At 45.0% G+C, this 13,141-nt stretch carries 11 protein-coding genes; 10 read left to right on the forward strand and 1 reads right to left on the reverse strand.

Going from position 1 to position 13,141, the window contains the following annotated elements:
- Nucleotides 1-4 precede the first annotated feature (4 nt).
- From AC55NX_RS06445 to AC55NX_RS06470, 6 genes are all read left to right on the forward strand, one after another.
- Entirely contained in the window at nucleotides 5-1,129 is a 1,125-nt protein-coding gene (locus AC55NX_RS06445) for a hypothetical protein (protein ID WP_059123099.1), read from the forward strand.
- Between the two features lie 78 nt (nucleotides 1,130-1,207).
- Complete coding sequence (locus tag AC55NX_RS06450) at nucleotides 1,208-2,617, forward strand: ATP-binding protein (RefSeq protein WP_496995076.1); 1,410 nt, start codon at nucleotides 1,208-1,210, stop codon at nucleotides 2,615-2,617.
- A gap of 12 nt (nucleotides 2,618-2,629) precedes the next feature.
- On the forward strand, nucleotides 2,630-3,901 hold the full coding sequence (locus AC55NX_RS06455; RefSeq protein ID WP_496994993.1) for an eCIS core domain-containing protein: 1,272 nt from the start codon (nucleotides 2,630-2,632) through the stop codon (nucleotides 3,899-3,901).
- Nucleotides 3,902-3,937: 36 nt separating this feature from the next.
- Nucleotides 3,938-5,848 carry a hypothetical protein gene (locus AC55NX_RS06460; protein ID WP_496994994.1) on the forward strand — a complete coding sequence of 637 codons (1,911 nt, stop codon included), beginning with the start codon at nucleotides 3,938-3,940 and terminating at the stop codon, nucleotides 5,846-5,848.
- Nucleotides 5,849-5,937: 89 nt separating this feature from the next.
- The gene (locus AC55NX_RS06465; RefSeq protein WP_496994995.1) at nucleotides 5,938-6,126 is read left to right on the forward strand and encodes a hypothetical protein; all 189 of its coding nucleotides are present in this window, start codon (nucleotides 5,938-5,940) and stop codon (nucleotides 6,124-6,126) included.
- Between the two features lie 318 nt (nucleotides 6,127-6,444).
- Nucleotides 6,445-7,620: an MIX and LysM peptidoglycan-binding domain-containing protein gene (locus AC55NX_RS06470; protein WP_496994996.1), complete on the forward strand. Its 1,176-nt coding sequence runs from the start codon at nucleotides 6,445-6,447 to the stop codon at nucleotides 7,618-7,620.
- 250 nt (nucleotides 7,621-7,870) lie between these two features.
- On the opposite strand, the gene AC55NX_RS06475 is transcribed toward AC55NX_RS06470, so the two are convergent.
- On the reverse strand, nucleotides 7,871-8,080 hold the full coding sequence (locus tag AC55NX_RS06475) for a hypothetical protein (protein WP_496994997.1): 210 nt from the start codon (nucleotides 8,078-8,080) through the stop codon (nucleotides 7,871-7,873).
- Nucleotides 8,081-8,365: 285 nt separating this feature from the next.
- Here AC55NX_RS06475 and AC55NX_RS06480 point away from each other — a divergent pair, with 285 nt between their 5' ends.
- The 4 genes from AC55NX_RS06480 (at nucleotide 8,366) to AC55NX_RS06495 (ending at nucleotide 12,494) form a co-directional block, all read left to right on the forward strand.
- Nucleotides 8,366-8,968: a helix-turn-helix domain-containing protein gene (locus tag AC55NX_RS06480; protein WP_496994998.1), complete on the forward strand. Its 603-nt coding sequence runs from the start codon at nucleotides 8,366-8,368 to the stop codon at nucleotides 8,966-8,968.
- Complete coding sequence (locus tag AC55NX_RS06485; protein WP_059123093.1) at nucleotides 8,958-9,812, forward strand: queuosine precursor transporter; 855 nt, start codon at nucleotides 8,958-8,960, stop codon at nucleotides 9,810-9,812. The genes AC55NX_RS06480 and AC55NX_RS06485 overlap by 11 nt, the downstream gene beginning before the upstream one ends.
- 22 nt (nucleotides 9,813-9,834) lie before the next feature.
- Complete coding sequence (queF, locus tag AC55NX_RS06490) at nucleotides 9,835-10,656, forward strand: NADPH-dependent 7-cyano-7-deazaguanine reductase QueF (RefSeq protein WP_496994999.1); 822 nt, start codon at nucleotides 9,835-9,837, stop codon at nucleotides 10,654-10,656.
- Nucleotides 10,657-10,919: 263 nt separating this feature from the next.
- Nucleotides 10,920-12,494 (forward strand): acetolactate synthase large subunit, encoded by a 1,575-nt coding sequence (locus tag AC55NX_RS06495; RefSeq protein WP_496995000.1) that lies wholly within the window; start codon nucleotides 10,920-10,922, stop codon nucleotides 12,492-12,494.
- Nucleotides 12,495-13,141 lie beyond the last annotated feature (647 nt).

A 13,141-nucleotide genomic window follows, 5' to 3' on the forward strand; every position in this document is an offset into this window, starting at 1 on the left:
ATTTATGCAAACAACAATGAAAGTTGGTATCGCCGAGCAGAAGAATTTTGAGATTGAGTCATTGACCAGTCAGGTTGCCAATGTGCAATATCAGATTGATGAAATGAATGCTGTCGTCAACTCGCTTACCGATAAACAGGGTCATTTTGCTCAGCTACTTACAGATGCTGAAGCGAAGAAGAATACCGCGTTGAGTCAGTTCAATCAGGTGAAACTGGTGGTCTCTCAGGTTGCAGAACTGAAACAGTATTCTCAGATCGTCAATCATCAGACCAAGACGACAAAAGAGGGGGTAACCAGCACTTCTCAGAATGTTGCTAATCTGATCAATCAGCTTATTTTTTCTGTGGATGTTATTGAAAAACTGACTGATTTCGTCAACCGACAAAAAGCCGTGAATAAGGCGATTCCCGATGAGCTGGTCAGTACGCTCGGGCAGGCAACAACCGATGCAAATCAGGCAATCGCAACGACACTGACAGCTTTGCAGAGTTGTTATGCGACGGTCTCTTCTGCCAGTGAATCCTATTCGGTTTCAGATCTTGAACTGCAACAGTCCGTCCATCTTGAAGCACTGCTGACCGGTGGTGATGTCGATCAGGCTCAGAGTCATACGCTGTTTGAGCGTGCGTCAACAGCATTACAAAGTGTAGAAACATTGATGACTCAGCTACAGAATGTGCAGCAACAGACACAATCCCGACTCAGCCATATGCTCGATGTGGAAGAGAATCACGCCAGTCTGACGGCGCAACTTGAAGATGCCAAAGATGATGAAGCTGCTGCCGAAGTGCAGCAAAATCTGGTGAAATCTCGCGCGGATGTAGTTCAGGCCAAAAAAGCGTATCAGCAAATTAAAACCGTGCTGACCAATATTTCCATACAGTCTGAGATGAAAATTGCCCAGCTCAAAACCATTATTCAAAGTCAGCAAGATACCGCGTTACTGACCCTGATTCAGAAGGCCTATCATCAGGCAGTCAGTGATTATCAACAAGCACTTGAGGCCAGTAATATGGCTGATACTCAGTTGGAATATGCGCAGGCTGAACTGGCGCGGGCAACGACCAAACTCAACTCACTGCAAGCTGGGTTGAATGCCGCCAAAGCAGCCGCTTTTGCCGCATAACGAGGTTGAGACGGGATGCCGCTGTCCCTGAATATGACTGGCTGAGGCCGGTGTATTCAGGGGGCTATCGTGACGGTGATGGTCACGACAGGTCTCTATTACAGCGTCTCGACAACGAAGGAGGGGATGATGATTATCCCGCCGGAACGTAACTTAAATGCACTCTATCTGGAGATGGAGTGGCTTTCCATGGTTATCAATCAAGTGATCTGTAGTTATCTCAAACAGGAGGGGCATGAAAATCACTGGTTAGAGATTCCGCCGCCATCGCTTGAACTCAATGACAGTCTGTTTGCCAATCTGGTTCTGGAATGGGAGCTGAACACTTTTGAGCGTCTGGCGCTTGATTTAGCGCTGGCACCGGCAATCCGCCCGGAAGTGCTGGATATTCTGTTTGGGATGAACCAGCTGATTGATCGGGGATTCAGTGAGTTTGGCGGCATCACAGACAAAGCATTCGGTGGCTTTATCCCGACCGGTCAGACGCTGAATTTTTTAGTGACAGCCAATGATCCGCAGTGGCGGCTGGAAGTGATGTACATTCTTTCACCGCATCACCGATTGATGGCCGAACAGGTCACCGAACTGCTCCCTGCCGACCCGGCTTTGCCTGACTGGGCCGGGGTGTTTAAAGCCAGTGAATCGTGGCTGAACTACCTGATTACCGGAGAACAGATTCGTCCGGAGCTGAGTATGAGTTTCCCGGCTCATATTCTGGAAACACCACTGCAATGGAAAGACTTAGTGCTGGATTATCGGGTGATGAATCAGGTTGAAGAGATTCGTGCATGGCTGGCCTATGGTGCCACGCTGATGCATGAGTGGCATCTCGATCAGAAGGTCAAACCGGGGTTTCGCGCCGTCTTCTCCGGCCCGCCCGGAACCGGAAAAACGCTGACGGCAGCGTTGTTGGGGCAATCAACCGGAAGAGCGGTTTATCGGGTCGATCTGTCGATGGTGGTTTCCAAATATATCGGTGAAACCGAGAAGAATCTCGCCAAAGTTTTTGATGCCGCCAGCTATAAAGACTGGATTCTGTTCTTTGATGAAGCGGATGCGCTGTTCGGTAAGCGCACCGAGGCGACCTCATCGAATGATCGCCACGCCAATCAGCAAACGGGTTATCTGTTGCAGCGTATTGAAGATTTTCCCGGGACGGTGATTCTGGCAACCAATCTCAAAGCCAATATGGATGAAGCCTTTACCCGCCGTTTTCAAAGCATGATCCAGTTTGCGATTCCCGGTCCGGAAGAGCGCTTACAGCTATGGCGCAATGCTTTTGACAATGTCTGTGAGCTCAGTCCGGAGATTCAGTTGCAGCAGATTGCTACGGAGTTTGAAGTCACCGGCGGGCAGATCGTCAACATTCTTCGCCAGTGTGCGCTACAAGCGATTCGTCGCGGAGCAAGGGTCGTCCAGCGGGATGAATTGCTCAATAGCATCCGGCAGGAATTCCTCAAAGATAATAAAACCATCAAGCTCAACTGAGCAGGAGGCTGTATGGCGCACGCAGAACTGAAATCCAAACCGACGCTGTCCCGGCAACGGGCCGCGCAGCGGCAGAGTCGGGCAACACTGGCGGATAACCGACAATCTGCAACACCGGTCATTCAGCAGCAACCGAACCATACTGGTTTGCCGGATCAGTTGAAATCTGGAATGGAAAATTTATCCGGAATGAGTCTGGACCATGTCAAAGTGCACTATAACTCTGATAAACCGGCAACCGTTCAGGCGCACGCTTATGCGCAGGGTAATGAAATCCATCTTGCTTCAGGACAGGAAAAGCATCTTCCTCACGAATTAGGGCATGTGGTTCAGCAGGCAAAAGGGCAGGTTCAGGCCACGACTTCTGTTGGGCAGGTTGCTGTGAATGATAGTCCGGTTTTGGAACGTGAGGCTGATCGGATGGGGGCAATTGCACTACAAAGGCATTCAATAGAACCCAAGACATCACAAAATCATGATGCATTACCGGCTTATCATACCAATGCTTCCTTGCAATTATCGACTTCAGTGATCCAGCGGGTTATCGATCTGACGGTGATTCGGGCTGCCTGTCAGCGCTTAGGTATTCCGGATTCCGGTCATAAAGTCGTAGAGGTTTCATCCAAAGTAATGGCGAATACCAAATTTAAGGATTACCCACCGGGACATGTGATCGGATTAAGTGCACAAGAGCTGAATGAATCTCTGACATCGGTTCAGATCGGTGCCGGTAAAGAGCCTGAATATGTGGATGCAACGGCTGAGTTATTACTGAGTTTGCAAGGTGGTGCCGCTTATGATCACCATATGGGAGCCGTGTTTATTACTGCAAACATGGTGAACTATGAACGCAATCTCCTGCATGAGCTGGGGCACCATAAGCAGAATACCGTGTCAGGGTTTAATGGGGACAATACCACGACATTGCTGCTGGAATATCACAATGTTCTGATGAACGAAAATTTACATCCCGGAACAAAACGGGTTTCGTATGGTGATGATCGCACTAAAGGTTGGGTGACAAAGTGGGAAACATTCACAACGGAAGACCAGAAAGTAGACTTCCTTGAAGAAAAAGCCCGGGAGCTGATTGACATGGAAGAAACGCTTTACCAGAAAATCAGTCACTCTGCGAAGAAAAAAGAGAAAGATTTGGAAGTCTATGGTGAAACTGCCCATAAAATGTCGGAAGAAATATCAACCATTGATAAAGGGTCTGATAACAATTTGTATGTGGTCAGAACACTCTACAACATGATTAAAGAGTTGGAATCGAAGTATTGACCAGCCTCCGGAAACTAAACAAAGAAGGAAATAGTGATGTATCGGATGAACCTTAAACGTGATCAGAATGTGTCACAGCAGCGTTCGGCCCGGCGTCATTCTGATTTTGTACTTAGAGATCAGCGGACTTTGTTACCGTCCGTTGTGCAGAAGCAGAATGATGTGGCGGTGGTACAGCGTAATAAGGATGAACATGGTTTGGTTCCGCCACAAACACATGAACGTTCCACTGATTATCAGACTCCCGCTAATCCGGCGGCGACAACAAAAGGCCATCATCATGCCGTACCACGTAAGAACATGACCCGCTTTGAACGGATGATTGATCGGATTGGCAGAATTCTGGCAACGGAAACGAATGTACATGTGGCTGTTGCTCTGGATGATCAGACGTTGGTGCTGAGTGTTAATCAGGAAAGTGCCGAGCAGAATAAGAAGTTGTCTGCCGTTGCTGCAACTCTCCGGAGTAAGGTGCTGGGTGATGAAGACCCATTACCCGAAGACCGGAGAGTCACTGGTGATCGGCGGGTGAAAGATCGGAAAAAAACTAAACGCTTTTTACAGGGCGGATATACAGATGAAAGTTCTGGTATTGAAGCTAATGAAGATGTCAGAGGACAATTAGCCCGATTGCTGGCTGCGATTAATGCCGGAGTGATTAGTTGTGAGCAACATATGCAGGGACGAGCCGGAATTTATGTCGTTCCAACTTCGACTCATGCATCCGATAGCAGTTACAACAAGCATGGTGAACTCAAAGTAACGGCAGCAATTCATGAGCGGAGAAAGCAGGGGAATTATACCGAAAAAGATGTGTATATCGGCGGAACATTAGCAGACTGTTTTCTATGTAATGCTTCCCACAAGGTGATGAATGCAATGATTGCAAATCAGCTCAATCATCGCGACTGGCGTTTTTATTCCGGGGGAACTCACGGGGGAATGTTTGTCGGGTATCGGGCAAGTAAAGTGGTCGACAGTCACCGTCAGAGCTTTAATCAATTGACCGGAGAAGCCGTTGTCGGAGGCGACATACCAAAAGTTAATGTTGCATTAGGACATGAACCGCCCTCTTCATTTCATGATGATTCTGAGTCTGAAGATGAAGATGCCGGTTTTGTGTCAGAGTATGCCAAAGCTCGTAATCAGCTGATGATGGCGAAAAAACAGATTCGTTCGGACCAGAAAAAACTGGAACGACTTTCTCTGGAGATTCAGCACAATCACAAACAGATCTTAGATCTTACCCAAGAGCTAGAGACAGCAAAAGCTTATATCGTGAGTGAAGAGTATCAGTCAGAATTAAAGATTGCTGTGCAAGAGTTTCAACAAAACCAGGCCATGTATGAGAAAGCACTGGCGGTAGTTGAACAGAAAAAGAGTGAATTGGAAGCCGCTCAAGCCAGACTGGATGATGTTCAGCAAAAACTTATGAACGACGCCGTTGTTGTCGGTAAGCAGGGTAGAAAACCTAAACCCGGACTGGATGTTGAGTTTCGTTCCGAGAGACTAGGTATTAAGAATTGGCAGACGGGGAAAAGTATGCAAGAAAATGCCTTAAGCCGTCTGAATACAAAATATGGTTATTCGGATGCTTATAGTCATGTAAAGGATTTGACTACCGAATTAAGCGGGTTTCAGAACCGACTGACGGATGCCGGACACCAGCTTGAAATATTGTCCGGCAATGTGGAAAGAATCTCTGCCAAGGGCGGAGGAAAAGTCGATAAGCTATCGGCTCAATTGGAAGCATTGAAGAACAAATCCACAACACTGTCTACTCAACAAAGTGTGACGCAAGAGTCTTTGCAGTCCGGAACTGCATCAATTCCAGGACTGAAGCAGACGCTAAAAACTGAAGTTAGTCGGGAAGCTGTTCAGAGCAGGAAAGGTAAGTTTGACTGGCTCAATCAGGGGGCAATTGAACATGATGCTCAAGATGAGTGAACGTGATCTTTTATCTTGAATCACTTTCGGATTGAACTGGTTGTCGGATAGCATATTGCTATCCGACAACCACGAAAGACTATTTTGCTATGTTCCGAACTCAACGACTGTTCGATTTGCTGCAATTGCTTCGGTGCCATAAATATCCGGTTGCTGCTGCGACACTGGCAGATGAACTGGGTGTCAGCGTCTGGACAACCTTACCGGGATATTGTGACATTAGTCTCAGGGAGCTGAAATATCACAGGCGAATTTTCAGACGATTGCGCATGCGATAATGAGCCGACCTCCTTCACCTGTTCAAATGATGTTGTTTTCCGGTTCGGGGCATGAGATGTCCTGAACCGATAATCTCTTTACATACGGTTGTTGTTATTTTGCTTTGGCTTGACTTTATCAATGGTTTTGACGTTATTATTGATGCGTTTAATAGAAAGCGCCCAGAATCGCTACATTGGTTCAATGTTTTGCAATTGCAACTGAGCATTGCATACACATCCATTGGTTTTTGTGTAGAATAAGCACCTTGTAGCGTTTCATTCGCATTGGTCAAAAACAGTACAGTACTCATCAATAAGAAACGTCAGTGAACCCGTATGATTCAGTCAAAAATCAATGCCGATATCCTCACAGAATCGAATCATCTTCAGTCTTCTTTTTCAACTTCTTCTCACAGCGCAGCTCCGACGCTTCCCGAACGTCCGGATCAGATCCCGAATGTCAGATTCGAATATCATCTGGAAATCGCCTGTTCGGATGAATCGCGTCGCGCGATGATTCGCTATGGGTTTGCCTTGAAAGGGCAGGAGGTTGAGCTGACAACCAGTCCGCAGAATCAATATTCGACAGAATATGGCACCCGCTACACTTACTATACCGCTTATAATGACCCGAAACGGATTATGGCTTTTAATGACCTCAGTCCTTTGGGGGTTAGTGTTCCGCATCCGATTCAGGTCAAGCCGATTGGATCCGGTTTTGTGCGAGAAGCATTCATTCCTGTGCAGCCGGCGATTCAGGTTGGCGACCATCTGGGGCTGCCAACCGAAGGATATATCTATCATTTTCATCAGGCTCGGCTTGTGCAGGAGTACCATCTGATGCCGGGCGGTTCGGGGAGTTTTTATGCCACGCTTTCACGGCATGAAAAACTTAATCAGGCGAGAGGTTGCCCTTGTGCGCATGATGCGTTGCTGGTGTTCTGGAAGATTGGCTGTCGGGATGTGCATAATCAGCATCTGTTGTACCTGAAGAAACCGATCACAAGGGCACAGCTTGATGCTTTGAATGAAACATGGCTGGACAAACATGCGGTCAGATTGGATCTTCAGGCGTTACTGGAGATCACGCGTGAGCCGGTCGTCCTGCGGCCGTTGGAGCAACCTGTTCAGGATGAGCAAAAACATGCAGCGGATACACTACATACCGTGCAGCGTATTCCCGGGACCAACCATCGGGAAAGCTGGCTGGAGATCGCGGTGCGTTATGGCTTGTCTGCCAAAAAGCTCTTGGATTTGAATCCTCAGTATCATGCGAATCCGATGGCGTTGAAAATTGGCGATGTGTTGACGATCCAGTCCCAAAAGAACGATTCCCGGCAAGAAACCTTGATTGGCCTGCCTCCCAGAGTTCCCCAAACCTATAATCATCCACTGAACAGCTATTATGTTCATCAGGACGCCTATCTGGCCGGTACAACAATGAAAGCAATTAATAGTCGTGCTTTGGTCAGAAAAGATATTCCGGTTGTTCGTCTCAACCGTCTCGGTTAGCTTGTGCGCGGTTCATTCGAGCTGCCGAACCAAGACTACTCTGTACAAAAGAACGATTGGTAGTTGTTGAGAAAAACATGGCAAGGCAATGCTGAGAAGTCATGCTGATGTGAGAGAAAGCGACGACGTGAAGGTGATCCAAGTGGTTTTATCGATAGAGATTGTCGTGCATCATGAGGATGATTGAACTCAACAACAATCCGGTTCAGGGAAGCGTCATCAATAACGCTTCCATATCGTTCTGCATCACTCACATTTCAGACACGGCTGTTTCCGTCACACTGTTGGTATAGAGTGTTGTGGTTGTATGGAGTGCCATGATGGCTCGGTGTAGTGCATCTCTTTCAGCCGGAGAAAGTTCTCCTGACGTCGGAACGCTGCACTGGCTAACGACGTGGCACCAGAATAATACATCATCCACGCTACTTTCATTTTCTTTTAGTTCTGACATTGTGCCCATAACATTACCCTAGCCATCTATTATTGACCTTTGTGTAATTAATAAATTGCGATGAATATTATATTGATTTTAAAGACTACTGATCATAAATTTAAAAATTAATCAATAGTTGGAAATTTGCTGTTTATCATATTAAAAGCGATAGCTTTTGTTTATTTTACAGAATGTGACCAAAAATGTTCAATATTTGGTTATCTAATGTTGATCTAGATCACGCAATTTGTTTCGCTTTGAATAGGTATCGATTCATGGGTATCTATGATGTGGCGTATGGTTGGGCGGTACATGAAATTAAGTAAACAAGAAAAAATAGATAATATTAAAAATAATATTTCTTATGCGATCAAAAGTCGTAATGAAAGTAAGAAATCTTTTTCTGAACGCACGGGTATAACCAGAACCACCATTTACAATATTCTGGACGGTAAAGTAGATCGGATTCAGACTCAAACGGTTGAAAAAATTGCTAATTTCTTTGGTACGACATGTCGGGTAATTGAAGAGAGTAATCTGGAAGCCATTGAGTACCGGAATCAACTGATTTCTCCGGATGGCAATAAAAATCCGTTGTGTATCCCTATCGTTAATGAGAAAGAGTTAATTGCTTCATTAGATAAATATATTGGTGAATTAATTGTCGTTCATCCGACGACGTATTATTTTTCGGATGAATCCAATATGATCGGTTTGAATATTACAACCCCATTTACACATCGATATCAGGTTGGTGCATTACTGGTAATTGAACGGTTTAAACGTAATGATATTGATGATCTTGTTATTTTAACATCCAGAAATTCATTAAAAATTGAATCTGAAAATTATGTACTCAGAGATGGCGAGATATTGGTTGGGTGCATTAGGGAGGAGCGGTTACATGCAGAATAGAAAATATAAATTAATTGGGTTCAGTCGCCATCCGGAACATGTGGCCAATGTCATGGTGCTGGCGACAGGCAAACAGTTATCGATCCCGCTCAATGAAATATTTAACAGCACGGTGGCAGAAGATCTGAGCCCGATAGAGACTAAAGAAATTTGTCGCAAGCTATACAGTGCCGAGGGGTTTCAAGGAGCCTACGATATCAAAGATCGTAAAGAATCATACTGGATTACATTTGCCGTCATTGCCACGATACTTTCGGCTGTTTTTATCTTGTCAAACGTCACCGGTGTGAAGCCGATTGAGATTGCCAACTCTGGCTTTATTGTTCCTTTTGCGATCTTCTTATATCCAATCTCTTTTATTCTGGTTGATATCCTCAATGAATTTTATGGGCTACGTATGGCCCGGGCCGCAATTCTGCTGTCAACCGTGACCAATGCTTTTCTGCTGTTGATGCTCAATCTCTCTGGTTATGCACCGACAATCAGTGACTGGGAAGTGGTGAATGAGAGCTATCAATCGATTATTCATAGTATTAACTCGGTTTTTCTGGCTTCAATGATTGCTTACTTTGTATCGGAAAACGTTAATGCGTATTTGTTGCAGAAAATCAAACAACTGACCAATGGCAGACGATTGGTCGTGCGGGTTTTTTTCAGTACCTTCTTTGCGTCGTTAATCGATAGTGCGATTTTCATCTATCTGGCATTCAGTCATATCCTCAGTCCGACGGTCTTATGGAGCATGTTTATTTGCCAAGTGGTTGTGAAAAGCATCTACGCGATTGTCGGTGTTGGCCCGATATACGGTGCAAGGGCGCTATTCAATAAATATATCAATCGATAAACGACAACGTTAGTGGATCATTATGGATACAACTTATTCTAAAAATCTTGGTAAGAAAACGGATTATATTTCAACCTACACCCCCCAACTGCTTGATCCGATTCCCCGGGCTCGTGGTCGCAGCAATATCACGGCATGTGATAGTGCAGCTTTCTCCGGGTATGACTTATGGACCGGTTATGAACTGTCTTGGCTGAATCCTAAAGGCAAACCGATGGTGGCCGTCGCAGAATTTATGATTCCGTGTACCAGCCCAAATTTGATTGAGTCCAAATCTTTCAAGTTGTACCTAAACAGCCTTAATCAGACCTCATTTGTATCAGAGCAAGCGCTGGTCGAAACGCTGATTCAGGATTTGAGTGCTGCATCGGGTGGCGATGTTCAGGTGAAACTGATACCTGCGGATGAAACGTTAGAAATTCGCGCGGATAAATCTTTTACCTGCATTGATGATCTGGATATTGAAATTGACAGTTATGCGTATGATGAAGATTGTTTGTCAGGCGCGACCTCAGCAAACCTGGTTGAAGAAAAGCTTTGCTCTCATCTGCTGAAATCGAACTGTCTGGTCACTAATCAACCAGACTGGGGAAGTGTCTATATCCATTATCAAGGTGCTGAAATCGATCGGGAAACACTGTTGCGATACATCATCTCTTTCCGGGAACATAATGAATTTCACGAGCAGTGCGTTGAGCGTATCTTTGCTGATATCAAGCGTTGCTGCAAACCGGAGAAACTGACGGTACTTGCACGTTATACCCGTCGGGGTGGTCTGGATATCAATCCATTCCGGAGTGATTTCGAAGAAGTCATGCTGGTCGGACGAGAATTCCGTCAGTAATTTCTAATATTTTGCTATGAAAAGGCCTCCCTCTGATAGGGAGGCCTTTTTTATGGCTCCAATTGTGTGCTTTTGTTTCAATCATGCGCCTCAATCATTAAAGTGAGATTGATTTCATAATCACTGGTTGCAGCTCCGAGCAGTTTGAAATAGGTATGAAGACACAAATTTATGAAATAACATGCATCAAGTGTATTAATTTTGATAAAAGGGTGCATTAGTGCTCTTCCTCTCTTGCAGAATAGAAATAGGGGTTTTAAGCAATGAACAATGCAACAAAAAACCATTCGATGAATGGTGCTGAAAGTCTGTTGCGTACATTGGTCGAAAGTGGCGTTGAAGTCTGTTTCGCCAATCCGGGGACGTCAGAAATGCATTTTGTTGCGGCATTGGATCGCGTGCCGGGAATGCGCCCGGTTTTGGCACTTCAGGAAAATGTTGCAACCGGTGCGGCTGACGGATATGGGCGCATGACGGGTAAGCCAGCATGTACATTGCTTCATTTAGGACCGGGACTGGCCAACGGTCTGGCCAACTTACATAATGCCAGACGAGCAGGTTCACCGATTGTGAATATCGTCGGCGATCATGCCACAACCCATCTACAGTACGATGCGCCATTAACATCTGATATCCATGGATTTGCGAGCCCGGTTTCTGAGTGGGTCTATACGTCTTCTTGTTCCGGGCAAATTGGAGAGGATGCGGCTCGGGCCGTACATGTTGCTTCGGAAGCTCCGGGACAGATTGCGACATTGATTCTGCCGGCAGATACGGCATGGAATGACGCTGATAGTGTTGCTTCACCAATCGCACCGTCTGCACCGAGCGCCGTCTCAGCCGAGAAAATTAATCACGTTGCCGGTTTGATCAACAGCGGGCTGAAAACAGCGATCCTCATGCGAGGTTCAGCATTATTAGAGCCGGCATTAACCGCAGCTGGCAAAATTGCTGCAAAAACAGGTGCCCGATTATTGTGTGATACGTTTGCACCGCGCATTCAACGCGGAGCCGGACGAGTTCCGGTTGAGCGGTTACCGTATCTTTCCGAGCACGCTGTTGATTTTCTGGCCGGGACAGAATTGATTGTCTTAGTCGGAGCCAAGCCTCCGGTCAGCTTTTTTGCCTATCCCGATAAACCTAGCTGGCTGACACCTGAAGGGTGCCGTTTGACTCGGTTAACCGAAATTCATGAAGATAGTACTCAGGCACTTGAAGATTTAGTCAAAGCTTGTGAGGCCGGGAACATTGAGCCATACCGCACCAGACATCAGGTTCCGCAGTATGCGCTTGATGGTCCGGTTACTGCGGAATTTGTCATGCAGGTCATTGCCAAATATTTACCGGACAATGCCATTATCAGCGATGAGTCCGCATCATCCGGTTTCCCTCATTATGATGTTACCGAAAGCGCTGCGGCACATGATTACCTTAATCTGACCGGTGGTGCTCTGGGGAGCATGATGGCGGTCTCGATTGGCGCTGCGATTGCATGTCCGGGACGCAAAGTAATCAACTTGCAAGGCGATGGGAGTGCCATGTATCTGCTGCCCGCACTCTGGACTCAAGCGAGGGAAAACTTAGATATTGTGACGGTCATATTCAGTAATCGCTCATACAGTATCCTGAATTATGAACTCCAACGTGTAGGGGCAGAAAATCAGGGTCAATCTGCGGCTTCTCTGATGAGTTTAGAAAATCCATCCATTAATTGGCTTGGATTAGCATCGGGGATGGGGGTTCCTGCTGTTCAGGCAGAAACACGTCAGTCATTTGATATGATTTTTAAAAAGGTGATGCAAGAATCCGGGCCGAAATTAATTGAGGTTATTTTATGATGATTTAATTTGATTGTTAATTGTCAGTTCTGTTTTATTATTATATTTGATAGCGATTTTTTGTGAAATATTAATCTCTGTTGTTGTATTTGGCTAAATATTTTTAGCATTTAGCTGGCGATTATTATTTAAATAATTGTTGGCTATTTTTTTAAGAGCTATTTATTTTAGTTCTAGTATTTTCTTATTTGTTTTCTGTAACAGTGGTTCCCACTTGTTTTCTCTATGCTACACTCATTGTTGACCTAAACAAATTAGACCACAATTTATTCCTATAACTGGTGATTTTATTTTATCTCTACAAAAATAACCATAACCTACTGTTTTAAATGGTTTTATTTTTGTTTTCTTTTGTTTTTGTTTTTTGGCTGAACTGATACAGTTATGAAAAAAGTCAATTAAATTGATTATAATTTTGATGCGTTACCAAGAAAGATAAAAAATAATTTATCTTGCTGGAAAGTATTTATATTGTCTTTTTGGTTAATTTTGCGTTTTATCGGTTGTTTTTGATTGTTTTTCTTATTAATTACTTATCTATTTATTGAATGTATTGGTCGATCTCGCATGATTGAATTGAATATTGTTTTATTATACAAAGTAAAATGATGACATCTTAATAACATTGTCACTTTGTTGGCGTTGTT

The sequence above is a fragment of the Vibrio rubrogenes genome, from assembly GCF_059641415.1.